The 26,381-nt window shown below is 71.3% G+C and carries 24 protein-coding genes and 1 pseudogene; 11 read left to right on the top strand and 14 right to left on the bottom strand.

What is annotated here, in order from left to right:
* Positions 1–81: 81 nt before the first annotated feature.
* Both ACIQJT_RS34100 and ACIQJT_RS34095 read left to right on the top strand, forming a co-directional pair.
* Positions 82–1,072: pseudogene (locus ACIQJT_RS34100) on the top strand (LLM class flavin-dependent oxidoreductase).
* Between the two features lie 37 nt (positions 1,073–1,109).
* Positions 1,110–1,730 carry an HAD family hydrolase gene (locus tag ACIQJT_RS34095; protein WP_402649652.1) on the top strand — a complete coding sequence of 207 codons (621 nt, stop codon included), beginning with the start codon at positions 1,110–1,112 and terminating at the stop codon, positions 1,728–1,730.
* Positions 1,731–1,821: 91 nt separating this feature from the next.
* Here the strand turns inward: ACIQJT_RS34095 and ACIQJT_RS34090 are convergent, their stop codons facing one another.
* The 5 genes from ACIQJT_RS34090 to ACIQJT_RS34070 all read right to left on the bottom strand — a co-directional run bounded on the left by ACIQJT_RS34090 (position 1,822) and on the right by ACIQJT_RS34070 (position 6,587).
* The gene (locus ACIQJT_RS34090; protein WP_402649698.1) at positions 1,822–3,096 is read right to left on the bottom strand and encodes an MFS transporter; all 1,275 of its coding nucleotides are present in this window, start codon (positions 3,094–3,096) and stop codon (positions 1,822–1,824) included.
* 17 nt (positions 3,097–3,113) lie between these two features.
* Entirely contained in the window at positions 3,114–3,653 is a 540-nt protein-coding gene (locus ACIQJT_RS34085) for an ArsR/SmtB family transcription factor (protein WP_402649651.1), read from the bottom strand.
* 568 nt (positions 3,654–4,221) lie between these two features.
* The gene (locus ACIQJT_RS34080; RefSeq protein WP_402649650.1) at positions 4,222–4,989 is read right to left on the bottom strand and encodes an SDR family NAD(P)-dependent oxidoreductase; all 768 of its coding nucleotides are present in this window, start codon (positions 4,987–4,989) and stop codon (positions 4,222–4,224) included.
* A 60-nt stretch (positions 4,990–5,049) separates the two neighbouring features.
* Positions 5,050–5,748, bottom strand: coding sequence for a sigma factor (locus ACIQJT_RS34075; RefSeq protein ID WP_402649649.1), 699 nt, complete (start codon positions 5,746–5,748; stop codon positions 5,050–5,052).
* A 434-nt stretch (positions 5,749–6,182) separates the two neighbouring features.
* Positions 6,183–6,587 carry a winged helix-turn-helix transcriptional regulator gene (locus tag ACIQJT_RS34070; protein ID WP_402649648.1) on the bottom strand — a complete coding sequence of 135 codons (405 nt, stop codon included), beginning with the start codon at positions 6,585–6,587 and terminating at the stop codon, positions 6,183–6,185.
* 105 nt (positions 6,588–6,692) lie between these two features.
* Between ACIQJT_RS34070 and ACIQJT_RS34065 the strand changes: the two genes are divergently transcribed.
* Positions 6,693–7,301, top strand: a complete 609-nt coding sequence (locus ACIQJT_RS34065) for a malonic semialdehyde reductase (RefSeq protein WP_402649647.1) — start codon at positions 6,693–6,695, stop codon at positions 7,299–7,301.
* A gap of 291 nt (positions 7,302–7,592) precedes the next feature.
* Here ACIQJT_RS34065 and ACIQJT_RS34060 read toward each other — a convergent pair whose 3' ends face one another.
* Together ACIQJT_RS34060 and ACIQJT_RS34055 are read right to left on the bottom strand one after the other, a co-directional pair.
* Positions 7,593–7,934 (bottom strand): hypothetical protein, encoded by a 342-nt coding sequence (locus ACIQJT_RS34060; RefSeq protein ID WP_402649646.1) that lies wholly within the window; start codon positions 7,932–7,934, stop codon positions 7,593–7,595.
* A 727-nt stretch (positions 7,935–8,661) separates the two neighbouring features.
* Positions 8,662–9,600 carry a 2-hydroxyacid dehydrogenase gene (locus tag ACIQJT_RS34055; RefSeq protein ID WP_402649645.1) on the bottom strand — a complete coding sequence of 313 codons (939 nt, stop codon included), beginning with the start codon at positions 9,598–9,600 and terminating at the stop codon, positions 8,662–8,664.
* A gap of 178 nt (positions 9,601–9,778) precedes the next feature.
* Between ACIQJT_RS34055 and ACIQJT_RS34050 the strand changes: the two genes are divergently transcribed.
* The 3 genes from ACIQJT_RS34050 (at position 9,779) to ACIQJT_RS34040 (ending at position 11,838) form a co-directional block, all read left to right on the top strand.
* Complete coding sequence (locus ACIQJT_RS34050) at positions 9,779–10,543, top strand: class I SAM-dependent methyltransferase (RefSeq protein WP_402649644.1); 765 nt, start codon at positions 9,779–9,781, stop codon at positions 10,541–10,543.
* Positions 10,544–11,033: 490 nt separating this feature from the next.
* Positions 11,034–11,468, top strand: coding sequence for a cupin domain-containing protein (locus ACIQJT_RS34045; protein WP_365459623.1), 435 nt, complete (start codon positions 11,034–11,036; stop codon positions 11,466–11,468).
* Between the two features lie 202 nt (positions 11,469–11,670).
* Positions 11,671–11,838 carry a hypothetical protein gene (locus ACIQJT_RS34040; RefSeq protein WP_365459626.1) on the top strand — a complete coding sequence of 56 codons (168 nt, stop codon included), beginning with the start codon at positions 11,671–11,673 and terminating at the stop codon, positions 11,836–11,838.
* Positions 11,839–12,095: 257 nt separating this feature from the next.
* On the opposite strand, the gene ACIQJT_RS34035 is transcribed toward ACIQJT_RS34040, so the two are convergent.
* From ACIQJT_RS34035 to ACIQJT_RS34025, 3 genes are all read right to left on the bottom strand, one after another.
* The gene (locus ACIQJT_RS34035) at positions 12,096–13,451 is read right to left on the bottom strand and encodes an NAD(P)/FAD-dependent oxidoreductase (protein WP_402649643.1); all 1,356 of its coding nucleotides are present in this window, start codon (positions 13,449–13,451) and stop codon (positions 12,096–12,098) included.
* Positions 13,452–13,661: 210 nt separating this feature from the next.
* On the bottom strand, positions 13,662–14,438 hold the full coding sequence (locus tag ACIQJT_RS34030; protein WP_402649642.1) for a GNAT family N-acetyltransferase: 777 nt from the start codon (positions 14,436–14,438) through the stop codon (positions 13,662–13,664).
* 164 nt (positions 14,439–14,602) lie between these two features.
* The gene (locus ACIQJT_RS34025) at positions 14,603–17,383 is read right to left on the bottom strand and encodes an AAA family ATPase (protein ID WP_402649641.1); all 2,781 of its coding nucleotides are present in this window, start codon (positions 17,381–17,383) and stop codon (positions 14,603–14,605) included.
* Between the two features lie 815 nt (positions 17,384–18,198).
* Here ACIQJT_RS34025 and ACIQJT_RS34020 point away from each other — a divergent pair.
* The 3 genes from ACIQJT_RS34020 (at position 18,199) to ACIQJT_RS34010 (ending at position 21,378) form a co-directional block, all read left to right on the top strand.
* Positions 18,199–18,942 carry an SDR family oxidoreductase gene (locus ACIQJT_RS34020; RefSeq protein WP_365459638.1) on the top strand — a complete coding sequence of 248 codons (744 nt, stop codon included), beginning with the start codon at positions 18,199–18,201 and terminating at the stop codon, positions 18,940–18,942.
* 84 nt (positions 18,943–19,026) lie between these two features.
* The gene (locus ACIQJT_RS34015) at positions 19,027–19,497 is read left to right on the top strand and encodes a carboxymuconolactone decarboxylase family protein (RefSeq protein ID WP_365459641.1); all 471 of its coding nucleotides are present in this window, start codon (positions 19,027–19,029) and stop codon (positions 19,495–19,497) included.
* Positions 19,498–19,845: 348 nt separating this feature from the next.
* Positions 19,846–21,378 carry an MFS transporter gene (locus ACIQJT_RS34010; protein ID WP_402649640.1) on the top strand — a complete coding sequence of 511 codons (1,533 nt, stop codon included), beginning with the start codon at positions 19,846–19,848 and terminating at the stop codon, positions 21,376–21,378.
* Between the two features lie 105 nt (positions 21,379–21,483).
* On the opposite strand, the gene ACIQJT_RS34005 is transcribed toward ACIQJT_RS34010, so the two are convergent.
* A complete protein-coding gene (locus tag ACIQJT_RS34005) occupies positions 21,484–22,611 on the bottom strand; it encodes a PP2C family protein-serine/threonine phosphatase (RefSeq protein WP_402649639.1) in 1,128 nt (375 codons plus the stop codon).
* A 423-nt stretch (positions 22,612–23,034) separates the two neighbouring features.
* Here ACIQJT_RS34005 and ACIQJT_RS34000 point away from each other — a divergent pair, with 423 nt between their 5' ends.
* Both ACIQJT_RS34000 and ACIQJT_RS33995 read left to right on the top strand, forming a co-directional pair.
* Positions 23,035–23,292, top strand: a complete 258-nt coding sequence (locus ACIQJT_RS34000) for a hypothetical protein (RefSeq protein ID WP_365459650.1) — start codon at positions 23,035–23,037, stop codon at positions 23,290–23,292.
* Positions 23,293–23,429: 137 nt separating this feature from the next.
* On the top strand, positions 23,430–23,663 hold the full coding sequence (locus tag ACIQJT_RS33995) for a hypothetical protein (RefSeq protein ID WP_365459653.1): 234 nt from the start codon (positions 23,430–23,432) through the stop codon (positions 23,661–23,663).
* A gap of 16 nt (positions 23,664–23,679) precedes the next feature.
* Here ACIQJT_RS33995 and ACIQJT_RS33990 read toward each other — a convergent pair whose 3' ends face one another.
* The 3 genes from ACIQJT_RS33990 to ACIQJT_RS33980 form a co-directional block, all read right to left on the bottom strand.
* A complete protein-coding gene (locus ACIQJT_RS33990; protein ID WP_365460169.1) occupies positions 23,680–24,114 on the bottom strand; it encodes a VOC family protein in 435 nt (144 codons plus the stop codon).
* A gap of 417 nt (positions 24,115–24,531) precedes the next feature.
* Positions 24,532–25,536 carry a ketol-acid reductoisomerase gene (gene ilvC / locus ACIQJT_RS33985; RefSeq protein WP_402649638.1) on the bottom strand — a complete coding sequence of 335 codons (1,005 nt, stop codon included), beginning with the start codon at positions 25,534–25,536 and terminating at the stop codon, positions 24,532–24,534.
* A 93-nt stretch (positions 25,537–25,629) separates the two neighbouring features.
* Positions 25,630–26,277 carry a GNAT family N-acetyltransferase gene (locus tag ACIQJT_RS33980; RefSeq protein WP_402649637.1) on the bottom strand — a complete coding sequence of 216 codons (648 nt, stop codon included), beginning with the start codon at positions 26,275–26,277 and terminating at the stop codon, positions 25,630–25,632.
* Positions 26,278–26,381 lie beyond the last annotated feature (104 nt).

Genomic DNA, 26,381 nt, shown 5'->3' with positions numbered 1-26,381 from the left:
TGACAGCCGTGCCGCACAGGCCTCCTTCCCGCCGCCATCAGGGCAGGGAGTCACACCCTCAGCCGATCGAAGGAGCCCCGCATGTCCGAGTCCCCCGCGCCACCGGCCCGCGGCCGTGTCGGTGTCATGCTGCCGCTCGACCTCCCCGCCGGCGAGGTGCTGCCCTACGTCCGGCGTGCCGAGGCGCTGGGGTTCGACGAGGTCTGGGTGGTGGAGGACCTCGGCCGGCGCGGCGGTGTCGCCCAGGCCGCGACCGTCCTGGCCGCCACCGCGAGCCTCACCGTCGGGATCGGGATCATGCCCGCCGGCGCCCGCAACGCGGCCTTCGCCGCGATGGAGCTGGCCACCCTCGCCCAACTACACCCCGGCCGGCTCATGGCGGGGATCGGCCACGGCATGCCCGGCTGGATGCGCCAGGTCGGGTCCTGGCCCGAGAGCCCCCTGACACTGATCAGGGAGTACGCGAGAGCGCTCCGCCTGCTCATCGCCGGTGAGCCCGGCCCCTCGAACGGCCGGTACGTCCGCTGCGAAGGCGTGGTCCTCACCGAGATCCCGGACATCGCGCCCCCGGTGATCCTGGGTGTGCGCGGTCCCAAGTCCCAGCGTGTCGCGGGCGAGGTCGCCGACGGGCCTGCTGGCCGAGCCCGCCGCACCCGCCTACATCGCCGCCTCCCTGCGGCATCTGGGTCCAGCCGCCACCGGGAAATCCCGGGAGATCGTCGTCTACGAGGCCGCCGCCGTGGACGACGACGAGGAAGCCGCCCTGACCCGCGTCCGCGCCGCCCTGGAATCGGTCGGTGAGCCGCAGTGGGCCGCGCACATCGACTCCCTGCCCTTCGCGGAGGAACTGCGCGCACACCGGGCCGCCAGCCCCGACACCCGGCACTTCGCCAAAACGATGCCCGCCGACTGGATCCGTGAGTTGAGCGTCTCCGGCACCCCGGCCCAGGCCCGTGCGGCGATCGACGCCCGCCATGCCGCCGGCGCGACCAGCGTCGTTCTCGCCCCGGCGGGCCCCGACCGCCTGGCCGCACTGGACTCGCTCGCCCGCGCCCTGCCCCACCGGCCCTGACCCGAACACCCCCGAAACCCCGAGGGAACGGACCCCTATGTCCACCGACCGCCGTCGCATCCTGCTCTTCGACCTGTTCGGCGTCATAGCGCGCCACCAACGCCCGGGCGCCCTGGAGAAGATGGCCGCCCGCTGCGGCACCTCCGCCGACGCCTTCACCGCGGCCTACTGGACCCACCGCCCGCCTTACGACGCCGGCCGCCACACCGCGTCCGCCTACTGGACCGACGTCCTGCACGCGCTGTCCCGCCGCGCCGACGCCGACACCATCGAGGAGCTGCGGCTCACCGACATCGAGAGCTGGTCGCGCGTCGACGACCGCATGGTCACCTACGTACGGGGCCTGCGGGAGCGGGCCCGGGTCGCCCTGCTGTCCAACATCCCCGCGGACCACGCCGACGCCTTCCTCGCCGCCCAGCCCTGGCTGCACGACCTCGACCACCTCGCCCTCTCCGCGAGGATCGGTGCCGCGAAGCCCGACCCGGCCGCCTTCCGGCACTGCGTCGTCGCTCTGCGGGCGGCACCCGCCGACTTCCTCTTCGTCGACGACCGCGAGGAGAACATCCGCGCGGCCCGGGCTGCCGGCATGGACGGGCACGTCTTCCGGACCCAGGAAGTCCTCACGGCCGCCGTCGACGCGTGGCTACCGGCCCGTTGAGCACCTGCACCGAGCCGAGGTACGGCCCCCCGTAGCAGGCCGGACTGCCGAAGAACACCTCGGACGACAACCCGCCCCTTCGCCGCACGAGTCACACCACGTCAGGTGCGCTCGCACCGGCGGGATCGCTGGATGCCCGCTGATCCGGACCGTCGACCGGGGCAGCGGCCCGCAGTGCCGCCTCGACCCGGCGGTTGCTGGTCATGGAGGCGGTGACGGCCGTCATCGCCAGGAGGAGGACAGCCGCTGCGTAGAGCGGGGTACGGATGTCATAGGCGGTGGCCAGCCAGCCGCCGAGGAACGCCCCGACGGGGGCGGCGCACATGGCCAGCATGCGCGAGGTGGAGGCGACCCGTCCCATGAGGTGGGCCGGGACGATCGCCTGCCGGAGCGAGGGCCCGAGCACCATCGTGGCGCCCATCCCGGCCCCGCAGACGGCGAGTGCCAGCCCCGCCGGGTACGGGTTCGAGGCAGCGGCCAGGCCCAGCACGGCAAGCCCCTCGACGGCAGCCGTGCAGGTGAGCGCGGTGCCGGTACCGAGTCGTCGGCCGAGGTGGGAGGCCATGCCCGCACCGAGCATGCCGCCGGTGGCCTCCGCCGCGAGGAGCAAGCCGAAGCCGTAGGTGTCGATGCCGAGACGGTCGTGCGCGAAGAGGGCGAGGACGGTCTCCACGGCGAGGAAGGCGACATTCCCGACCGCCGGGCGCAGCGCGAGCCCGAGCAGCACCCGGTCCCGGAAGACGTACGACGCGCCGGCCCGCGCCTGCCGAAGCAGCGACTCGCGGATCTGCGGCACGGGCCGGGGTACGGCGGGAAGTGACCGGACGAGCAACGCGGAGAGCATGAACGACACCGCGTCGGCGAGCAGCGGCACGGCTCGCCCGAGCGCGAGCAGCGCACTGCCCGCAGGTGGTCCCGCGAAGCCTGACATGGCGGTCTGGGCGCCCCGCAGGCGGGAGTTGGCCCGCTCCAGGAGTGCCGGATCACGGCCGAGCAGGTCGGGCAGATAGGCCGTGGCGGCCGTGTCGAAGAAGAGTCCGCCGAGGCCGAGCAGGAAGGCGACGGCCGCGAGCAGTGGAATGCTCAGCGCGTCGAACGCGGCCGCTGCCGCCGGTATCGAGAGCAGCGCCGCACGGGCCGCGTCCATGCCCCACATCGTGCGCCGACGGTCCCAGCGGTCGACCAGCGCACCGCCGAGCACTCCGAAGAGCAGCCAGGGCAAGGTCCCGGCCGCCGTGACGACGGCGAGCGCCATCGGGTCCCGCGTCAACGTCAGTGCGAGCAACGGCAATGCGGCATGTGACACCCCGTCACCGAGCGAGGACACCGTCTGCGCAGTCCACAGCCGCCCGAACCCGGACGGCAACTTCCCTGACTCTGCGCTCACTTGGCGTCCTCCCCGCTCTGCCGGCGCGGTGCCGGGCGGAACAGTGCGAACACGAGTGACGCGTCCGGCAGCGACGGATCGGACAGCTCGCGGTACTCGTCCGCCAGCGCCTCCAGCCGCGCCCCCAACTCCGCGAACTGCTCCTCGGTGAGCCGCAGATGGGCCATCCGGACGTGCCGCTCGCCGTCCGCCGGCGACTCCTCCAGGTCCGCCACCGCATGCCGCATCAGCACGTCGGGGCCGCCCTCGCCCGGGTCCGGCAGCTCTATCGACCGTGCGGCCATCGCGTAGTACCGCTCGGTGACGCCCCGCACCTTCCGCGTCCGCACCACCTTCACCAGGCCGGCCCGCTCAAGCAGCCGCACGTGATAGCTGGAACTCCCCTTCGCGAGGCCCACCCGCTCGGCGAGCTGCGTGATGGTCGCCGGCTCGAAACGGAGCGCGGCCATGATCCGGTGGCGCGTGAGGTTGGAGACGGCGCGCAACTGCTCGTCCGTGGTGACGTGAAACGTCTCGGGAAGGTCATCGGAAGGCATGGGCGCAATGGTCAACAAATCTTGACCATTGCGCAAGGGATATACCGCGCGGCCTTGCAGAGACTGCCGAGTACCGCTTCTCCGTCACCGATGAAGGAGCGGCCAGCATCGACTGGGCCTTCTCGGCGCGTGCCGTGGACCGCAGCCAAAACCGGTCCGCTGGCGGCCTGTTGGGGGGTACCTTTTCAGCGATCGCATCCTGTACGACCGCGATCCCTACTGGGTCGAGATCCAGGACTGAGGACCGGCGCACCTGCCCCGGAGGGAGGGGGCGTCCGCCTCGGCGGCGGGCGCCCCCTGCCGCCCGTCGGCCACTTCCTTCGCCGTCCGGTTCCGCGTACGGTCCGCACGAGGACCTGCCCGACCGCCCGCCAGAAGGGCAAGGCGGTCTTTCGCTCATGAAGTCCAGCGACAGGGCGTTCACGTCGCCCAACACCGGTTCTGCCACGCGTAGCGCAAGGGCACTGAGCGGCGTCCGCGCGTCGGGGCGCAGCCGGCCAGTACGTGCCTCCGTCAGCCCCCGCGGCTCTCCCGGACGCCTGGGACCTGGACGTCCTGGAAGGCGGCGTCAGACGAGTTCCAGGCCGCCGTCCACAGTGACGATCTGGCCGGTGGCGTGCCGTCCCGCGGGGTCGGCCATCCGAAGTACCCAGTGGGCGATCTCCTCGGTTCCCGCGATGCGGTGGGTGGGGATGCGGTCGCGTTCGTAGGCGTACATGTCGTCGGCGGCCTCGGGGGAGAGTCCGGCGTGCAGCATGACGTCGGTGCGGGTGGGGCCGGGGGCGACGGCGTTGACGCGGACTCCCTCCTCCGCCAGTTCCAGCGCCCAGCTGCGGGTCAGCTGTTCCACGGCGGCCTTGGTGGCCGCGTAGTGCGCGCCGCCCGGCATGGGCCGGTGCCCGTAGGTGCTGGAGAGGTTGATGATGGTGCCCGAGGTCGCGCGCAGGTGTGGCAGAGCGGCGTGGGCGAGGAGACTCGGCGCGACGACGTTCAGGGCGAGCAAGTTCGTGACAGTCTGCTCGTCGGTGTCGGCGAGTCTCATCACCGCTGTGGCACCCGCGTTGTTGACCAGGTGGTCGATGCGTCCCCACCGCCCTACGGCGGTCCTGATCACCTCTGCGGGGGCTCCCTCGGCGCAGACGTCGATCGCCAGGACGTCGATGCGGGGATGAAGCGCGGCGGTCTCCTTCAGCGGTGCCTCGCGCCGTCCCACTGCGAGCACCTGCGCGCCCGCTTCGGCGAAGGCGACTGCCGTGGCCCGACCGATGCCGGAACCGGCTCCGGTCACGACGGCCACGTGGCCCGCAAAGGTCGAAGTGGAAAGGTCTGCGGACATCACATGTTCCTTCTGTCTTCACTGGTATGCACACTGGACATGATGCGCCTCACCTAACGGTTAAACCTTGAACAGTGTGACACGGTTGGCCGCTCGCCACGCGGCGGGGGCAAGCACCTTCACCAGGCCGTCCAGGTTGCCGGTGCGGGCGGCTATCCGGAAGGCCGCAGCGAGGCGGCGGTGCGACTCGACGGGGACCGGACGCTCCCTGCCGGACTCCAGCCGGGCCTGTGCCCGGTGCACCACCACGCGCGCGTTCGGGGCGCTGATCCGCAGCAAGGACGCGAGTTCGGCGTAGCCGTAGCCGAATCCCTTGCGCAGGACGTAGGCGGCCAGCCGGTCCGGCGTCAGTCGCGCCATGAGCAGGGCCAGGGCCCCGTCGACCGCAACGCTGCGCTCGACGCTCAGTACGGGGTCCGGGGCGGCCCCGTCGCCGAAACCGGCCAACTGCGGCTCGACCGGGACCTCGTGGCGGTGGCGGGCCGAGCGGACGACTTTGATGGCCAGCCGGGTGGTCGTCGTCACCAGGAACGCGGTCGGGTTGTCGACCTCCGCGCGCTGGGTGAGCTGCCAGCGCAGCCACGCCTCCTGGACCACGTCCTCGGCTCCGGTGACGTCGCCGAGAATGCGGTAGGCGATACGGACGAGCCGCGTCCGCAGGCTCAGGAAGGTGTCGAGGGCCGCGCCCAGGTCGTCCTCCCCGGCTGACCGGGCGAGCGCGGGTTCGGTCGTCGTGGTCTGCGGGTCGGTCGCGGGCATGGGGAACTCCTCGTGGTGGAAACGGGCCGCCCGTCCAGGGCGCGCCTCCACCCTCTCCATGGGACCTCCGCCCCCGCGCCCCTGACTCCCCGTGGTGGAGTCCGTGGGTGACCGGGGGACTCCCCAGGGGGTCGCTCCCCCACCTCGTGGGGCTTTCTCGTCCGCCCCCGTGGGGCCCGTGGCCGAATCTGTGGGGTCCGCTCATGACCCGCCGTCCGCCCCGGCCTGTAACGACTACCGCACGCATACGTCGACGCCATGGGCGGCAAAGATCGCAAACGGGCGGCCGCTCTGGCGTACTCCCTCCCTGGCCACCGGGGTGCGGCGGGATGCCGTTCCGCCGTGCCCTGTACTCGTCGCCGACCTGATCCGGGCATGCCGGCCGACGCCGGGTCGCCGCGGCGACTCGTGCGAGGGGGGAAGGGACGTCCGGTTCAGTTCCTGGCGCGGCGCTGCGGCGCGGCCGGTGTTTCGGGCAGGTGGCGGGACGCCCAGCCGGCCAGCTCACCGAGGATGGGCATGAGGGCCGAACCGTCCGGGGTGAGCCGGTAGCGGACCATGACCGGCGGTCCGGGCTCGACCTCGCGCACGGTCAGTCCCGCGCCGGACAGCTCGGAGAGGCGCTCCGAGAGGACGGAGTCGCTGATGCCGTCCACCGCGCGCCGCAACTCGGCGTAGCCCAGGGGTCCGTGCTGCAACGTGGCCAGGATGACGCCGTTCCACCGCTTGCCGAGGAAGCCGAACGCCCTCGTCAGAGCCCCGTCGCAGGCCGCCGGATGATGCTGCCCGATGAGGGCGTCGCCCGCGCGGGGCGATCGGGGGTCCGCTGCTTCCGTCATGTCTCCAGGATAGCGAGGGTGCTACGCTCCCCTTCGTCACTCTGTTTTTCGAAGTGGCATTGCAAGACAAAGCTGCTTCGTATTTCCCAGCTAGGAGAGTTCGACGTGACCATCTCGGTCCCTCTTTCCCGGGTCGGCGCCGACGCCCGAGCCGCGCTCTTCACCGACGCGCGCACCGCCTACTCCTTCACCGACGAACCAGTCGACGACGCTACGCTGACCGACATCTGGGAGCTGGCCCGCTGGGCCCCGACCGCCGCGAACCTTCAGCCCCTGCGCGTCCTTTACGTCCGCACGCCCGAGGGCAAGGAACGCCTGCTGCCGCACCTCGACGAGGGGAACCGGCCCAAGTCGGCCTCCGCCCCCGCCGTCGCGGTCCTGGCCGTGGACAACAGCTTCCACGAGCACATCCCGCACATCCTGCCGATCAAGCCCGAGCTGCGGGAGCACTTCGCCGCCGACCCCACCCAGCGGGACGGCATCACGTCCTTCAACGGCCCCCTCCAGGCGGGCTACTTCATCCTCGCCGTCCGCGCCTGCGGCCTCGCCGCCGGACCCATGGCCGGCTTCGACGCGGCGGGGATCGACAAGGAGTTCTTCCCCGACAGTTCCTGGCGCTCCGTACTCGTCGTGAACATCGGCCACCCTGCGGGCCCTCCGGCGTTCGACCGCATGCCGCGCCTTGCGCACGAGGATGTCGTCGCCTGGGTCTGAACCGACTGACTCTCCTCGCTGACGACCGGGCAAGGCCGCTTACCGTGTCGGTTGCCGGGGAGCGGGCTCAAGGCGCACGGTGATGTCGCTCTCGGCACCCGGCGTGGCGGTGTGGATGACGAACCGCTGCGCCTGGGGCGACAAAGGGCCGACAGTCCGGCTTGCCCTGCTGGGTGGAGGAAACGCTTGGGCGCGCAGGACGGCCCCAGGACGGGGCGCTCGCGCTCCGAATGCCCGCAGGTGCACAGGAATGACGATCCTCTCCGCTCTCATCGTGAGTCGCGGCGGGAGTCAGGGGCGGGTGCTCACGAGGAACAGGGTGCCCACGAAGGTCAGCAGGGTCAGGGCGGTCACAGCGATGAGCAGCCACCGCATCCACCGGAGGGCGCTGCGGTGCCGGGCCGAGTCGGCCTGGGCGATGCTGTCGGCGATGTGCTGTGTCACCGTCCCGGCGACGTACCTCTGCTCGTCGAGGTACCACTCCTCGATGTCCCTCATCTGCCGATGGCTCAGCCCGGTCGACTGCGCGAGGAACGCGGCCACACGCAGCCGGGCGGCGCTTAGATGGGCCTCCTGGTACAGGTAGGCCTCCAGGTCGGCCAGCCCGCGGGCGGCCTGCTCATCCGTACTCATGAATGCGCTCCTGAAGTAGGCGGCCCGGCGTTCGCGGCGGAGCCGGGCTCGCGAGGACGGCTCGGTGCTGCGGGCACCGCGCCTCTTTTCCCCGGCGGTTCAGCCGGTGGCCGTACCGCCTCGGGGGGGGGGGGGGGGGGCGGGGCCCCCCCCCCCCCCGCCCCCCCGGGGGGGGGGGCGCCCCCCCCCCCCCCGGGGGCGGGGGGGGCGGGGGCCGGGGGGGGGGGCGGGGGGGGGGGGCCCCCCCGCGGGGTGGCGGGGGGGGTGCCGGGGGGGCCCCGCCCCCCCGGGCGCGGGGGGGGGGCGCCGCCCCCCCCCCCCTCGACGGCAACCGTGTGGGAGGACTCGACGGTCACGACCGTGGCCTTCGTGCGCTCGGCCATGAAGATCCGCACCTGGGCCGGGGTGTCACTGTCCTCGGTCGCCACCACGGCTCAGGGCGAGATGTCCCGCCAAGGTGGAGCAGCAGCGGCTCTCCAGTGGCGTTTACGAACTCCTGCGCGATGCGTTCGAGAACGATGTCACTCATGGCACGGTCCTTCACGGACGGTCGGGAGGCCCTTCCCTCCCTATGGACCGTGCCGGGGGGCCATATGTGACGCGTCGGGCATCGTTGTTGCCCATCTCGTCACCATCCGCCGCGGCACAGTGTTCGCGCCCATTCATCAACTGCTCTCCCATCAGGACAGGTGAAGGGGCGCAGGTGTGACGCGAGGGCGGTCTGGTGTCAGCGTGCGACGACGTTCTCCAGTTCCCTGCCCGCGGCGAACCGGGCCAGCTGCCGTCGCACGAGCGCTTCGAGACGGGGCCACAGGCCGGGGGTGAACGCGCCGACGTGTGGAGTGACCAGGACGCCGGGCGCGGTCCAGAGCGGGTGGCCCGGCGGGAGCGGTTCCGGGTCGGTCACGTCGAGGGCGGCCCGCATCCGGCCGCCGTGCACCTCCTTCAACAGGGCGTCGGTGTCGACGACCGCGCCCCGGGACACGTTGACGAGCAGGGCGCCGTCCTTGACGCGGGACAGCAGTGCGGCATCGAAGAGTCCGCGGGTAGCCGCGGTCAGCGGAGTGCACAGCACGATCACGTCGGCGTCCGCGACGAGCCGGGGCAGCAGGGACACGGAGCGCACCGGCCCTCGGGGCGTGTCCCTGTCCGCGCGCCCGACGCGGGTGACGGCACAGCCGAAGGGCGTCAGGAGCTCCTCCAGGGCAGAGCCGACGGCGCCGTGACCGACGATGAGCACGGACCGATCGTGCAGGGTGGAGAAGGTCCGGGGGTCCCAGACCTCTCGGTCCTGGGCGCGGAGCGACTCCGGTATGCCGCGCAGGCTGGCCAGGATCAGCGTCAGGGCCAGCTCGGCCGTGCCGGCAGCCGAGACCCCCTTCGCGTTGCACAAGGTCACCTCGTGGGGCAGCCGTTTCAGTGCGGACCGCAGCTCGTCGGTTCCGGCGCTGAGCGCCTGCACCACCCGCAGCCGGGTCATCTGGGCCAGCGGCCGGGCAATGACGCCGATGTCCTTGGTCAGCGGGGGCACGTAGAACTCGACCTCCGCCGGGTCCGTGGGAAAGGCCGAACGGCCGTCCCAGCGGGCGTAGTCGAGGCCCCGAGGCAGATCGGCGAGGTGCACGAACTCTGCGGGCAGCCATACCTGTGGGGATCGCGCGGTCAAGACGACGTACTCCGCTCTCACGACGTATTCCGAGGCTCCGCTCCGGTCCTGGAACATCCCGAAAGGGCGCGGACGGAGCCGGACTATTGACTGCGCACCGTGTGCTTCTGTGACAATGGTCCGCACTGCTGTCGGTCCCCGCTGTCACACACCATGCTCAGACGTTGTCATGTCGGGCATGCGCACTATTCTCAGCGGACCGTCGGGCCTTCGACGGGAATCCGACTCCTACGCGGTCACCGCAGAGTTCTACGACATCTTGCAGGCCGACGCGGACGAAGTCCGGGTCCGTAGGCTCTACGCACGCCAGATCGCCGACGCCCGCACCGGCGTGCTGGACGTCGGGGCCGGTACCGGGCGAGTGACGATGCTGGCCCTCGCCGACTCCCGGGCCGACGTGCACGCCGTCGAACCGGCCCGGGCCATGCGTACGTCGCTGCTGACCCGGCTCGCAGCCCTGCCCTCCGAGCAGCGGGACCGGGTCACCGTGCACCCACACCCCCTGGACGAGAGCGCGCTGGAGGCGGTCGCGGACGTGGCCGTCTGTCACAACATGGTGGGCTGCCTTCCACCTGGCGTACGGGAGAAGTTGTGGCCCGCGCTCGGCAGGGCCCTCACCCCCGGCGGCTCGCTGTTCGTGCAGCTGCCGCCGGCCCGGCTCCCGGCCCGCACCGTCGTGCGCCTGCTGGCGGACAAACGGGTCGGCGCGCACGTCTACGGCGGGCGCATGACGATGACGGCCGCCGGCTACCGGATCCGGACCCGCGCCGACTACTGGGTCAGGGACGCCGAGGACGTGCTGCGGGAACACAGCGAGACGTTCTGGATGTGGCCCGCGACGCGCGCCCAGCTGACCCGCGAGCTGGCAGCGCACGGGTTCGCCCCGCTTCCGGGGTACGAGGAATCGGAGCTGCTGGCAGTGACGCTGCGCGGCCGCCGGTGAGACGCCGCACCTCAAGAGCCCCCTCGGCTGCCGCACTGCCACAACCGGGACCGCCGCCCGGTCAATCGCACGTGCCCACCGCGCGGTGCGCTGTGTGCGGATCACACCGACTGGGACGGGATGCACCGTGTCGCATGTGAAGATGTGCGTGATGGTCGGGGGCGCTCCGGTCGCCGGCACGCCATGGGAGAGCCCGTACCACCGCCGGTGCGTCTCGTCGGTATGGCGCTCCCCTGTCAGAGGGCCACCCGGCATCGACCGCGCGCCCTCCACCAAATGCCGCCGCTCATCGCGCAGTTCGCGAGCGGTAGGGCACCGCCGATGTGCTCAGTACCGACTCTCCACCCGCAGTGTCGCGTCACACACTGTCGGCTCGAACCTCGGCACCTCGACCCACTCAGTGGCAATAGAGTGTTTCATGTGAACGGGCCGCCCCTGAGGGCCACTTGCCCCAGGCCGCTGTCGCCCTCACGTACCGAAGGGAATCATCATGCGTACCTCAGCACGCACCGCGGTCGTCGGAGCCTGCCTCATAGGGCTCTCGCTCGCCTCGACGACCGCCCAGGCCACGCCCGGTGGACCGGGCGTTAGCGGCCGGGTCCTGGCCCAGCGGACCGTCGGCGACACCGACTACGTACTCCGCGAGATCACCATCCCGCCCGGCCAGGCGACCGGGTGGCACTACCACGACGGCACCCTGTACGCCTTCGTCAAGCAGGGCACGCTGAGTCACTTCGACGCCTCCTGCGCCTCCGACGGCGTGTACAAGAGGGGTGACTTCCTGAAGGAGCCGTCGGGCGCGGACCACGTCCACCTCGGCGAGAACCGGGGAGCCACGGACGTCGTCCTGGAGGTCCTCTACGTCCTGCCGCACGGCGCCCCCTTCTCTGAGGACGCTCCGTCCCCGGGCTGCGAACTGCCGTGACCCGGCGCCGCACAGCGGCTGTCACAGCTCTCGCCACTACCTGGTCAATGCGGTACCAGCGGCTCGTGGCGGTCCGTGCCCCGGCCCCGCGGCGACGAAGGAGGAGCATGGCAGGGACTTTCATCACTCGCGCCCGGGAGACCGCCGGTCCGCCGGAGCCCGTCCACCGGACTTCCGACGCGGGCCGAGGAGGAACACGAGGATGACTCGAGACACCGACCGACGGACCGACCCCGCCGCCGTCGCCGTCCTGCTCGCCGCGGAGGCCGCGGTCCTGGAGGGACGCATCGGGATGCTTCGGAGGGAGATCGACGAAGTGGACGCCCGGATCCACGCGGTGTCCGAGAAGATCAAACGGTCGCCCGCATAGGGCGGCACGAGGCGCCGCGGGCCGGGAAGGAAGCACCACTAGACTCGCTCCCTTCCCGGCCCGCCGTCCCTGACAGCTCGATCAGCGGAGCGGTCTGTGTGGGACCGCCCGCTGTGTTCTCAGCCGACGGGGCCACTGCATCCGGCGTTCGCCGGCGACCGCCAGGTGCACCGTGACCGGCGACCGCCCTGCCGCCGTCACCCCGACCGGTCGACGCCTGCAGGTCGCTCGACGCCCGTCAGGCCCGTACCGCGCCCTCATGCCGTGAGCCGGCCTCCGGGCTGTTCGGGCTCTTCTCCTCGGCGTTCGCCGCTGGAGACGAACGCCTCCCTCGGGTGCTGGACCGACGCCAGCGACACGATGTCGCGACCGTAGAGAAGGGCCGTGACCCACACGGCGAACACACGCGTCTTGCGTTCCCAACTCGGTATGGCCAGAACGTGGTAGCCACGGTGCATCAGCCAGGCCGGGAATCCCTTGATGACCAGGCGCCGGTACTGGAAGATGCCGCGGCCGAGCCCGAGTGTGGCCACCACACCGAGACTGCTGTGCACGTAGTCCTTGGGCGGACGGCCGCGCAGCGACGCCAGGATGTTCTTCGCCAGCAGCTTGCCCTGACGGACGGCGTGCTGGGCATTGGGCACGGTGTGCGCGCCCGGCCTGCCTGCCGCAAGATCGGGCACCGAGGCGTCGTCCCCCGCCGCCCAGGCGTCGGGCACCACCTCGGTGCCGGTGGTCACCCGCAGATCCGCTCGTACGGTGAGCAGGCCTCGCTCGTCGACGGGCAGGTCGCTGTGGTTGTGCACGATCGGGTTGGCGGCGTTGCCGGCCGTCCACACCAGCAGGCCCGAGTCGTACTCGGTGCCGTCCGACAGCCGCACCCGGCCGTTCTCGGCGGAGACCAGCTGGGTGTTCAGGTGCACCCGCGCCCCCCGTTTCTCCAGTGAACGCACCACCCAGGCGCCCGGCCGGTCCGCGACCTCGGGCAGGATGCGGTCCCGTGCCTCGACCAGGTGGAAGGCCGGTTCGTCCGCGCCGATCTCCGGGTACTGCTTGAGCAACGCGGTCGCCAGGGCCAGCAGTTCACCGAATCCCTCCACTCCGGAGAATCCGCCACCGACGACGGTGACGGTGAGCAGTTTGGTGCGTTCGGGCCCGCGTTGCAGACCGGCCGCACGGTCGAACGAAGTGAGGAGGCGGTCGCGGATCGCCACCGCCTCCTCGACGTGCTTGAGTCCGTACGCCTGATCGCTCAGCCCCGGGATCGGGAAGGTCCGGGTGACCGCCCCCGCCGTCACCACCAGCACGTCGTAGTGGAGGTCGAAGGATGGCCCGGCCTCCGGGCGGACCGTGACCGTGCGCGCACCGTGGCGGATCTCCGTCACCGAACCCGCCACCAGACGCGTGGAGTGGAGGTGACGGCGGAGCGAGACCGCCGCGTGCCGGGCCTCCACCGAACCGGCCACGACCTCGGGCAGGAAGGGCTGGTACGTCATGTAGGGGCGCGGGTCGACGACGGTGACGCGCGCCTCGCCCGGCCGCAGTCTCTTCTCCAGGCCCCACGCGGTGTAGAAGCCCGCGTACCCGCCGCCCACGATCAAGATCTCACGCACGGTGTCCTCTGTTCCTCTCGGTCCTGACCCTGTTGACCAGTCGTCGGCACTCGGTGTGACACAGTGCCCGAAGCACGTGCCGGGGCACCGCTCACATGTGGCGGTCGGCGAGCGCGGCGAAGCCCCCGGGCGATCCGTCGGCGGGGCAAACGAGTGGTGGCGCCGGCGTGCGGGGTGGAAGGGCAGCCCGTGGTTCGGGCCGGCTGCGGCTCAGGCCGGGAAGCCGAACAGCCGGTACTCGGATGCCGTCATGAAGCCGAAGCGCCGGTACAACGGTTCGCCCGCAGGGCTGGCCACCAGCGCGGCGCAGCCCATCCCGCGCTCCCGCCCCACCTGGAGCGCGGCGGCCGTCATGGCTGTGCCGACGCCCCGCCGGCGATGTGCCTCGGCCACGTGGACGAGGAAGATTCCGGCCACCCCGTGGGCGGTGATCACCACGGTCGTCCCGACCACTCGGCCGTCGAGCACGGCGGCCAGCCGGATGATGTCGTCGTTGTCCTCACGCCCCGACTCGATGCGCACCATCTCGGGCTCCAGCCCGGGCCCGATACCCATCGACGCCCGGTACGTCCCTACGAACTCGGCCAGCCGTTCATCGTCCCGGACCGGCTCCACCCGCAAACCAGAGCGAACGGTGTGCGGGACTGTGCCCGGGTCGGCCGGTTCCTCGAGGGGGAGCACCATCACCGGGAGGGCCGTGAGCTCTCGTCCACCGCGGCGCCGCAGGACGTCGGCGGTGTCCTCGGGACTGTCGGGTCCGACCCACCACCACCAGGGAACGCTCCCGAACTCCTTGCGGACGGCCGTCACGTCCGCCCCCTCCGCGGACACCGACCGTACGCGTACGACGCCGTTGAACTGCGGCGTGGCAAGCCCGCTGCGGAACCGGTCGACGGTGTTGCCCGCTCGGCTCTGTGTGCCCCATCCCATGAGGTACTGACGGAAGTTGGCGAACACCGAGGCCGTGTCACCACGTTCCCGCGACACCTCAGTCCTTCGTGCCCCGTTGTTCGGCGTGCTGATCGGGTTGGCCGGATCCACCGTTGCCACTGTCTTCCTGTCTCGCCCTGTCTCGTGCACAGTCATGGGCCGTAGGCCGTCGCCCTCAGAGGCGCGGCATCCGCGGATTCGTGCGGGCTGTCGGTGCCATCTCACCGTGCCCGCGCACTCTCGAGGACGGCCGGCAGGGCTCGACGCGAGCTGATGCCGAGCTTCGTGTAGACCTTCCGCAGGTGCCATTCGACGGTGTGCGGACTGATGAACAGCTCGGCGCCGATCCGCGCGTTCGTCATGCCGTCGGCCGCGAGGGTGGCGACCTGCGACTCCTGAGGGGTGAGGGCGCCGGCCGACCTGGGCTGTCTCGTGGTCACCTGTTCGCCGGCGGCGATCAGCTCGCGGCGGGCCCGTTCGGCGAACGCGTGCGCCGGCATCGCGTCGAACATGTCGTGGGCCGTGCGGAGATGCTCGCGGGCCTGCGCCCGGCGCTGTACGCGCCGCAACCACTCGCCGTACAGCAGGTGGGTGCGCGCCACTTCCACGACGACCCCGCCCCGGCCGAATTCCTCGATCGCCGTCCGGTACAAGCGATCGGCCGCCTCACCGTCGGCCAGCAGCGCCGCGCTGCGGGCGCTCGCACCCCGGGCCCACCCGGAGTCGGCGGCTCGGGTGAGCTCGGTGAGGCGGGCCAACGAGGCGCGGGCCTGGTCGAGTTCACCGCAACGCGTCGCGGCCTCCACATGCTCGACCAGCGACAGACCGGTGAAGTTGAACCCGTCGTGCTCGATACCCGTGCGGGCGGCATCCATCGCCTCTTCATAGCGAGCCAGACCGTTGAAGAGCACACCCTGGATGTAGCCCATGGCACCGAGCAGGGACACTTCGCCCCGCTGCACGGCGCGCTCTCTGGCTTCTTCGATGATGCCGGCGGCGACATCCGCCTCACCCCGCCACGCGGCCAGGACGAGCGTGGCGTATTTGTGCGGCGCGTGGCCGGTCGCGGCGGCGATCGCGTCGGCCTCGTCGATCATCCGGTCGGCCTCGGCGAAGTCGCCGTAGTGGATGTGCACCCCGCCCGCGTAGATCAGAGCCGGCGGCAGGCTGCCGAGTGCTCCGATGTCCCGTGCCAGGCGCACTGCGCGAGTCGAGAGTGTGTCCCAGGCGTGCAGGTCCCAGGCCCAGTGGATGAACGACTCAAGCGCGACCGGGGCCAGCAGCAGCCACCGCACGGTCTCCTCCCGCGTACGGAGCTCTTCGTGCTCGAGCAGGTCGAGTGCCTCGCTCAGGGCCGGGACGGCCGTCTCCCAGCCGTCGGCGAGCAGGGCCGCCACACCGTCCAGGAGAGCGTCGGCGGCCTTGGAGCCCGAGGAGGGCGCACCGGAGGCGCGGGCTGCGACGGCGGCGGCGCGGGCGCCTGTCGGACCATGGACCCGGCCGGCGAAGATGGTCGCGCTGATCGCCTCCAGATACGTCTCCCGCGCCAGGGGAGATCCAGCCGCGGTGAACTGTGCCGCCGCGTTCAGGAGCAGTGGTGCCGCCTCATCGCTGCGGCTGCGAGCGAACAGGATTCTGGCCCGCAGACGTGCCAGGCGGGCCCGGTCCAGGGCGCTGAGGGGATACAGGTCGGCCACCGCGGCCAATTCCGTGGCCCGTTCGGGCGCGGCGGCCGAGAAGTGCGCCTCGGCCGCCGCAAGGGCACGGCGCCCTCGCGGCCAGGGATCGGGCGTCACCTCCACCGCGCGTTCCAGCAGGACCGCCTCGGCCGCGATGCCTCCGCGCTGCCGGGCGCGGTCGGCGGCCTGCTCCAGGCCCGCGGCAACCTCCTCGTCCGGCCCGTCGGCTGCCTGCGCGGCGTGCCAGGCGCGCCGGTCAGGGTCCAGGAGGGGGTCGGTGGCTTCGGCCAGGGCTCGGTGCACCGCACGGCGATCCTCCGGCTCGGCTCCGTGGTAGACCGCCGAACGGACCAGCGGATGCCGGAACCGTACGGGCTCGCCGAACTCGATCAGGCCCGCTGCCTTGGCCGGTGCGGCGTCCGGAGTGATGCCGAGGGAAGCGGCCGCGCGGATCAACAGGCGCACGTCGCCCACCGGTTCCGCCGCGGCGATCAGCAGCAGGGTGCGGGTCGCGGCGGGCAGGGCACCCAGCCGCCCGGCGAAATCACGCTCGACGCGGCTGGCCACCGGGCCTTGGACGACCGGGGCACTCGACGCGTCGACGCCGTAGGCGAGTTCGGCGGCGCTGCGGCCGCGGGAGAATTCCAGCAGCGCCAGCGGGTTGCCGTGCGTCTCGGCCACGAACCGGTCCCGGACCCGCTCCTCCAGCCGTCCCCCCACAGCTCCCTCCAGGAGTTCCCCGGCCGAAGCCGCGTCAAGTCCCTTGAGTTGCAGCGCCGGCAGGCCCTCCAGCGCGGACTGCCCCTCGGGGTCGCGGACCGCGAACACCAGGGCGACCGGCTCCGCGAGCAGTCGCCGGGCCACGAACTCGAGTGTCTGCAACGACACTTGATCCAGCCACTGGGCGTCGTCCACCAGCACCAGCACCGGCCGGGTCTCCGAGGCGCGGGTGAGCAGGGTCAGAACGGCGAGACCGACCAGGAAGCGGTCGGGCGGATCGCCGACCGCCGTCCCGAATGCCACGCGCAGGGCGTCACGTTGGGGTTGCGGCAGTTCTTCGACACGGTCCAGGAACGGCGCACACACCTGGTGCAGGCTCGCGTAAGGGAGCTCCATGTCGGCCTCGACACCGCGCGCCCAGGTCACCTGCATCCGGGACGCCTGCGCAGCCAGGTACTCCAGCAGCACCGACTTGCCGATGCCCGCCTCGCCCCGGACGACCATGACGCGGGAACCGCCGGCCCGAAGGCCGGCCAGCAGGTTGTCGAGCGCCGTGCACTCACGCTGCCGGCCGACCAGAGCGGGAAGCGGGCTGGCGATCATGCGACTCGGCTCCTCGGGCGGGATCCGGGAGAACTGTGCTCCCACAACGGTGTTCGGAAGAATCCTTGTCACGATACCCGCGGCCCCTCCCCCGCGGCGGGGGCAAACAGTGTGACTACTTCCACGCCCGGAAACACGCTGAACTTGTCACAAATCGGGGGCCTGTCCGGTCGATCCCAACCAATGATCCAGTCCGTTGTCTGTCGCAGGATCGGGCGCCTGCCCCGACCACATTTCCGACCTCGGGGAGCGACGCTCGGCTGACACGTCGCGGCCGGGCCGCCCGAGCCTATGGATCCGGTCTCGTCGACGGTTCGCGCCACCTCGTGCACGCCGACGCGGTGATCCTCTCCGTAGACAGCATCCGGCGGCACACCTCTTCGCGCCGTCACGAGAACACCGGTCGCTCCCCACAAGCCGGCTGGCGAGGCTGGTGCTAGGTTGCCCGATCCCGACCTGGTGCAGTTCCACCCCGGGCGGTGAGCACTGTGGATCGGACTGCGGCCCGGGGTCCGGCCGTCCCGGCACCGCGCCCGCCCCGCCGGACGCCATGGTGTGGCCCGCGGCGTCCGGCGAGCGCCGCACACCCTGTGGCCCACCCCGACCGTGATCAGTGGGTCACTGCGCGATGCGTCCGACGATGCCGGGCCCACCGTGTGAGGGCGGTCGACAGCGGCGCGAGATCTTGCTGCGCCGCCTTGTCACAGATATCAGGGTCGCCCGGTCAGGTAGGTACGAGCCATCGACATCGGTGCCGTGGACGAGGTCGCCGCAGACCCACCGGGCACCGTGCGAGATCAGTGAAGGGAAAGTCCATGAAGGTCGTAGTGATCGGCGGAACCGGACTCATCGGTTCCAAGGTCGTCTCCAAGCTCAACGAACACGGGCACGAGGCAGTGGCCGCCTCCCCGAACACCGGAGTCAACACGGTCACCGGCGAGGGCCTGGCCGATGCCCTGAAGGGCGCCTCCGTCGTCGTCGACGTCTCCAACTCCCCCTCCTTCGACGACGACGCGGTGATGGAGTTCTTCCGCGCCTCCACCACCAACCTGCTCGCCGCCGAGGCTGCCGCCGGCGTCACACACCACGTGGCCCTGTCCGTCGTGGGCACCGACCGCCTCCAGCAGTCCGGCTACTTCCGCGCCAAGCAGGTCCAGGAGGACATGATCCGGGACTCCGGAGTGCCGTACTCGATCGTTCACGCCACGCAGTTCTTCGAGTTCGCCAAGACCCTCGCGGACTCCGCGACCAGCGGTGACACGGTGTCCGTCGCCCCCATCAAGATTCAGCCCATCTTCTCGGGCGACGTGGCCGCGGCCGTCGGCCGCACGGCGGTCGGCACTCCGGTCAACGGAATCGTCGAGGTCGCAGGACCCGACACCTTCACCCTGGAGGAATTCATCCGCAAGGGCCTCGCGGTCCACAACGACCCCCGCACGGTCGTGACGGACCCGAAGGGCCTCTACTGGGGCGCCGCCCTCAAGGAGTCCGACCTGCTGCCCGGTCCCGACGCACGACTCGGCGAGACGCACTTCTCCGACTGGAGCAGCAGGCAGTAACGGCGAGCACGGAGCCCACCGCTCCGAGATCGCTGCAACAGCAGGTCAGTTCACCGCCCATCACTCGACTCTCAGGATCCCTACATGGACGCGCGCGTCAACTACTTCGGCAACGCCCTCGCGGGCAAGGTCATGAAGCACCTCAACTCGGCCGGGGCCGCTGTGCACTCGGCGCTGCCCGTGGCCACCCAGGAACTGGTGAAGATCCGGGCCAGCCAGATCAACGGCTGCGGGTTCTGCACCGACATGCACACCAAGGACGCCGTCGCCGCAGGTGAGGACCAGCAGCGACTGCACCTGGTCGCCGCCTGGCGCGAGGCCACCGTCTTCACCGACGCCGAGCGCGCGGCGTTGGAGGTCACCGAGCAGGGCACCCGCATCGCCGACGCGGCGGGCGGGGTGTCGGACGACGCCTGGGCCAACGCCGCGAAGCACTACGACGAGGACCAGCTCGCCGCGCTGATCTCGTTGATCGCGATCATCAACGCCTACAACCGCATCAACGTCATCAACCAGCAGCCCGCAGGCGGCTACACGCCGGGCATGTTCGGCTGACCCGCCCGCTCCGGCCCCACCGGACGCCCATCGTCCGTCTCCCGCTCACCCCGGCCCACCGAGCGGGAGACGGGTCCTCGGCCACCCCCGCGTCCACGCGTCGCCGCACCGCGAACCACCCCACCCCGGGTCGCACGGCAAGGTGCGTCCGCGAACCGCCGCGCCCCGGGTCCCACACGAAGGTTCACCCCCGAACCGCCGCACTCCGGCCCCGGGCCGTACGCGACGCGCCACCCACCACTCCCCCACCCGGCGCACCCGTGCGTCCCGCGACAACCGACCCGCCGCACCCGCTGCCCGGCACGAACGCACCGGCCGCCTCCTGGCGCCCCGTCCCAAGGAGACGACATGCACCACTCCCCAGGCCCGGGCGACCCGGCCTTCCTGCGCATCGCCAGCGCCCGCGGCCGCTGGACCCTTCTGGCCACCGTCCTCGGCTCCAGCGTGGTGCTGCTCGGCTCGACCGTCACCAACGTCGCGCTGCCGCACATCGGCGACGACTTCAACGCCGACCTCGCTGCACTGCAATGGACCGTCAACGCCTACATGCTGACCCTGGCCGGGCTCATCCTGCTGGGCGGATCCCTGGGTGACCGCTTCGGCCGACGACGGATCTTCGTCCTGGGCATCGTCTGGTTCGCGGCGGCGTCCCTGCTGTGCGGACTGGCCCCCGACACAACCACGCTCATCGCCGCCCGCGCCCTCCAGGGCGTCGGCGGCGCGCTGCTCACCCCCGGCTCACTGGCGATCATCGAGGCCTCCTTCCACCCGGACGACCGGCCGCGTGCCATCGGCCTGTGGTCCGGGTTCGGCGGCATCGGGGCGGCACTCGGGCCGTTTCTCGGCGGATGGCTGGTCGACGGCCCCGGCTGGCGCTGGACCTTCCTGCTGACGATCCCCCCGGCGCTGCTGTGCGTGCCCCTGGCGATGCGCCACGTCCCGGAGTCCGTCGGCAGAACTCATCAGCCCACTGTCCCGGCCGGTACCCGGACCGCGTCCAGGCGGGGCTTCGACCTCACCGGTGCGGCGCTGGGCGCGCTGACGCTCGCACTGGCCACCTACGCACTGACCGAAGCCCGTTCCGGCGGCCCCGTCGCCCTCGCCGCGGCCGCGGGCAGTATCGCGGCCGGGGCCGCGTTCCTGCTGGTGGAGCGGCGCAGCAGCGACCCGATGATGCCCCTGTCGATCTTCTCGTCACGGCCGTTCACGGCCATCAACCTGATCACCCTGTGCGTCTACGCCGGACTGGGCGGGTTCTTCTTCCTGACCGCCCTGCAACTGCAGATCGTCGCCGGCTACTCGGCGCTGGCGGCGGGCGCCGCCATGTTGCCGAGCACGGTACTGATGCTGCTGTTCTCCGCCCGCTCCGGGACGCTCGCCCAACGCCTGGGACCGCGCATCCCGCTCACCGTCGGCCCTGTGGTGTGCGGTGCGGGCATGCTGATGACGGCGCGGGTGGGCACGCACGCCTCCTACTTCGCCGACGTACTGCCCGCCCTGCTCGTGATGGGCACGGGCATGGTCGTCATGGTCGCTCCGCTGAGCGTGACGCTGCTGGCCTCGGTCGAGGCCGCCGACGCGGGCCTGGCCAGCGGAATCAACAACGCGGCCGCCCGCGCGGCCGGGCTGGTCTCCGTGGCCGCACTGCCGCTGCTGGCCGGTATGGGCCCGGACGCCTACCGCTCCCCCGGCTCCTTCGACGCGGCGTTCAGCCGGGCCATGCCCCTGTGCGCGGGCCTGCTGGCCATCGGCGCGGTGATGGCCTTCGCCCTGCTGCGCGAATCCGCCGAGACCACCGGCGCACCGCACGGCCGGGCTCACGGCTGGCTGATGGAGCCGCCGCTGGTGTCGCGCTTCTCCCATCACCGGGCTCTCGACTAGGTCGAGAGCCGAGATCCCCCGGCCGGGACGCAGCGCCGGCCGGCTCCCGCCCCCGGCCCGGCGGGAACCTGCTCTCAAGGCCGGGTCCTGCGGCTTGGCAGAACATCACACCCGGCCCCTCGTGCCGCAGGACAGATGAAGCACCGCCACGTCGTCCCGTAGCCCGCCGAACGGGGCGGCCAGCAGCGACACGCCGCCTACCAAGGCATCGACGAACGTTTGCGCCTCCAGATGCGCGAGCCGACCGGCCAGCCTCAGCAAACCCTCCTCCCCGAGCCGTCCGCCGGCCGCACGGCCTTCGTAGAGTCCGTCGGTGAACAGCACGATGCCGTCCCCCTCCGGCATCGCCATCTCGCTCTCGTGCCAGTCCCCCTCCCCGGGGAAGAGTCCCAGCGGGAGACCCGGCGGCGGCTCCACCCAACGGACCTCCCCCCTGTGCCGGTGCAGAAAGCCCGGATGGCCGGCGGTGACCGTCCGCAGGGTGCGGCGGTGGGGCGACAGGACCAGGGACACCACGGTCGCGTAGGTCTCCTCCTCCGCTCGTTCCGCGGTCAGGACGCGTTCGAGCAGACGGAGTTGTTCCAGCTGGCTCTGCCCGCACAGCACGGCCGTGCGCCATGCCAGGCGCAGATGGACACCGAGAGCGGCCGCGGCGGCACCGTGCCCGGACACATCGCCCATGACCACGTGGGCGCTGCCGTCGTCGCCGCGCACCACATCGCAGAAGTCACCGCCCAGCAACGTGTGCGCGCGACCCGGCGCGTAGTGGAAGGCGGTCGTGAAGCCGTCCGCCTGCACCGTCGGGTCGGGCAACAGGCCCCGTTCCAGCAGGGCGTTGTCCCGCGCGATCTCCTCGCCCGTCACGGTACGGCCCGCAACGGCACGTTGCAGAGCGACCCAGATGTTCCGGCAGAACTCGTCGGGAGCGCTGCGGCGGTGATCGGCACGGCCCTGCACCGAGCCGGCGACAGAGCGGAAGGCGTGGGAACCATGCGCGCCCTCGAGAACGAGAACGGCCGCGTCGGGGACGTGGCGACGTACCCGGGTGACGACGTCGGTCAGGGTCCGTCCGGCCGGAGTGCTGCCCACCAGAACGCACAGCGGGCCGTGGGTGCCGAGCGTGCCGCATCCTTCCTCGACGCTCGTGTGCCGAACCAGCGCATCCGCCAGCCGGGCCGGAAGCAGCCGCCGGACGTGGATCTCGTCCTGTTCGTCCTGGGACAGCAGAACCACGCGGAGGTCGCGGCAGAAGGAGAAGTCCCCACGGTGACGGGCCTCGCGAGCCCGATGTCCTCCACAGCGATCGACGGCCGGAACGTCCGGCCGCGGAATGGGGATGCTCATGTGTGGTCTTTCGTGCGGCGAGAGGCGATGGCGGCTCCACGCACGAGTGTCGGCGGCTCGCGGAACGAACACCCTTTTCTCCTGCCTGGCCCGATCTGTTCGCTCATGAGACAGGGGCACACATGAATCTGTGACACCGAAGGCCCCATCCACGAGCCGTGCCGCGGCAGTTGAGGGACACAGCTGCAACGGGCCGGTTCGCTGTCACGAACCGGGGCGCTGTCCAGTCAATGAGGAAAGGGCGGAACTCCTCACGGAGCCCCACCCACATTTGCCGCCATCGCCGCCGGCAGAGAACGGAGATGAGCCCTCATGTTCAGCGCCCCCGAACACTCCCGCACCTGGTTGGTCGGACTGCCATGCCGGTCGGACGGCTCCCGGGTCGTCTGGCTGTACTACGTCGTCGGCGAGGCTCCGGACGGCGCCGAAGCCCTGTGCGCGGCGGTGCGCCGGGCCAACAGCGCCTCCGAGCGGGACGCCCGCGGCCAGGTGCCCGTGGAACCCGATCGCGCCGAGGTGCGGCGCATACGACAGCACATCCTGGGCGACTTCGCCCTGGAAGCCTGCTGAACCCCGGACCGGGCAGCCACGGCCCCGCCCGGTCATCCGCCCCACTGCGGGTACGACGCCTTCGGCTGTCACAACCGCGCCCCCTGTCCGGTCAGTACGGGGATCGGTGTCCGACACGTCCGAGGAGGACCGGAAAGATGTCCCGAAGCGTTGATCTTCAGGCGGACCCCGCCACGGTGGCGGCAAGGCTCACCGCCGAGGCGACGGCTCTGGAGGGGCGGCTGCTTCAGCTCCGTGAGGCCGTTCACGTCGTGAACACACGTATCGCGTCGATCGCCGAGTCCCTCCAGACCCTGCGCGGCACCGCGACGGCAGACGGCACGGGTGAGCATCCCTCCGGATCCCCGGAGGACGCCCTCCCTCGCGGTTGAACACCGTATGAGCTTCTCAGGGCCGAGCCGGCACCTCCTGAAGCACCCACTCGTTGCCGTCCGGGTCGCTGAACTCGGCGTACGAGTGATAGTCACGACGCTGCGGGTCGGGCCCCTCGACCCGCTTCTCGTCGGTGCTGCGGTGGAACACACCGCTCGTGTCGTGGAAGATTCCGCCGGTCACCACGCCCCTCGCGTGCAGTTCCCGGCAGGCCTGCTCGATGTCGGAGACGACGAGGTGCAGGCCCCGCACCGACCCCGGGGCAGCCGTGGTGACCCCGGTCCCGAACAGGATCGAGCAGGCCGATCCCGGGGGCGTCATGTGCACCACGCGATAGGAGGCGTCGATGGCATGGTCGGCGTCCAGTCGGAACCCGACGGCCTCGTAGAAGGCCTTCGCGCGGTCGACGTCCGAAACGGGCAGTACCAGGACGGCCAGCTTCAGCTGCATGGCCTCGGCACTCTCACCGGCGGTGAGCTTGCCCGTCCCGGCCGACGCATCCTCGGCTGGGCTGTCGGCCCGCGCGGCGTCCTCCACCTCCTCGATCTCCACCTCGTACCGGTGGATCCCGGTCCGCGGACTGTGGGCCACGACGGTCCAGCCTTCCACCACGCGCCACATCGCGTCCGTGCCTTGCAGGTACGTCCCGTCCGGCGCGGCGGCGGCTCGCAGTTCGGCATCCAGTGCCGCGGACCGTTCGTGCGGCACGCGGAGTTCCAGGGCGAGGCGGCGCAGCGACCGCGTGCCGTGCGCGGCTTCCGCGGCGGGCAGTGGTACGGCGGCTATCTCGCGGAGGCCGCCGAGCAGGGTGACATGAAGTGTCGTCATGAGACCGTCACCGGTTCCCTTCCGTGCCGGCCCGCGCGATCACGAGCGCTCCTCGTCGTTGACCCAGCTCATCAGCTTGCGGAGCTGCTTGCCGGTGGTCTCCAGCAGGTGCTCGGAGTCCTGCTGCTTGTACTCGTCGTACTTCTTCAGACCGCCGTGGTACTCGGCCATCCACTCACGCGCGAAGGTGCCGTCCTGGATCTCGGCGAGGACCTTCTTCATCTCGGCCTTGGTGGCGTCGGTGATGATCCGCGGGCCGGTGACGTAGTCGCCCCACTCGGCGGTCTCGGAGATCGACCAGCGCATCTTCTCCAGGCCGCCCTCGTACATGAGGTCGACGATCAGCTTCAGCTCGTGCAGGCACTCGAAGTACGCGATCTCCGGCTGGTAGCCCGCCTCGGTCAGCGTCTCGAAACCCGCCTTCACCAGGGCTGAAACACCGCCGGCGAGCACGGCCTGCTCACCGAACAGGTCGGTCTCGGTCTCCTCGGTGAAGGTCGTCCTGATGACGCCCGCACGGGTGCCGCCGATCCCCTTGGCGTACGACAGAGCCAGCGGGAAGGCGCTTCCTGTGGCGTCCCGTTCCACCGCCACCAGACACGGAACGCCGCGGCCCTCCTCGTACTGGCGGCGCACCAGGTGGCCCGGGCCCTTCGGGGCGACCATGCACACGTCGACGCCCGCCGGGGGCTTGATGAAGCCGAAGCGGATGTTGAAGCCGTGGCCGAAGAACAGCGCGTCGCCGCCCTTCAGGTTCGGGGCGATGTGCTGTTCGTAGATCTCGCCCTGGAGCGGGTCCGGAACAAGCATCATGATCAGGTCGGCCTCGGCGGCGGCCTCCGCCACCGTCACCACACGCAGGCCCTGCTCCTCGGCCTTGGACTTGGACTTGGAGCCCTCGTGCAGCCCCACGCGCACATCCACGCCCGAGTCGCGCAGCGACAGCGCGTGGGCGTGGCCCTGGCTGCCGTAACCGATGACCGCGACCTTGCGGCCCTGGATGATGGACAGGTCGGCATCGGTGTCATAGAACAGCTCGGCCATGGCAATCCCCTCGCTCGTAACCGCCCGCATCGAACCGCGAGGGAAAACACCCGCCGTCGAGCGACAGTCGAAACACTATCTCATTCAATGTTGTCACACGTCTTGCACTGTGGGGGTACGGCAAGTAGGCGACGCCCCTTCCAGGGGGCGTCGGAGCACCCCCTGAACTCCCCCTTCAGGGGCCCCGGAGCGTACCGCCGACTCCGACACACGGTGTTTTCCAGCTCTGCGTCGCCACCACCCACGCCGCGTCGACGAGGAGGCGAGGGCGAGGGCGATGTCCTGCGTCCGGGCCCGGACCGTCGTCACACCGCCCGTGTCCAGGACCGTGCGCAGCGGAACGCCGGCGCGGTGCAGCACGGCCGCCATGCGGGCGTCGTCGGAGTGGATCACGCCGTAGACCTCACGTACGCCCAACCCGACGGCGCACCGGCCGAGTTCTCCCAGGAGCCGGGTGCCCAGCCCTCTGTTCTGCCAGGCGTCCTCCACCAGCAGCGCTGCCTCGGCGTCACCGTCGTCCGGCAGCAGATGCCCTGTCGCGACGAGCCGCTCTCGCGGGTCCTGCACCGCCAGGTGCACCGCGTGAGGCCGGGACAGCAGCGGCCCCAGGTAGGTGTCGGGGTCGCCCATGGCCCGGTGGTAGCGGTGCCACCGGGCGGCGGCGGAGCACCGGCGGTGCAGAGCGGCCACACGGGGCTCGTCGTCCTGGTCGATGCGCACGATCCGCAGTCCCTGTCGCATGTCCCTCTCCCTCGGCACACCGCCGGTCGGCTGGCCCAGTCACCAGACCGGGGGACGCCTCCGGTTGTGACGGTGTGCCGGTGGAAGGGGCGCACCCGCGTTTC

The sequence above is a fragment of the Streptomyces sp. NPDC091972 genome (genome assembly GCF_044756385.1).
Taxonomy (GTDB): domain Bacteria; phylum Actinomycetota; class Actinomycetes; order Streptomycetales; family Streptomycetaceae; genus Streptomyces.
This window is presented reverse-complemented; position numbering and strand designations above follow the sequence as displayed.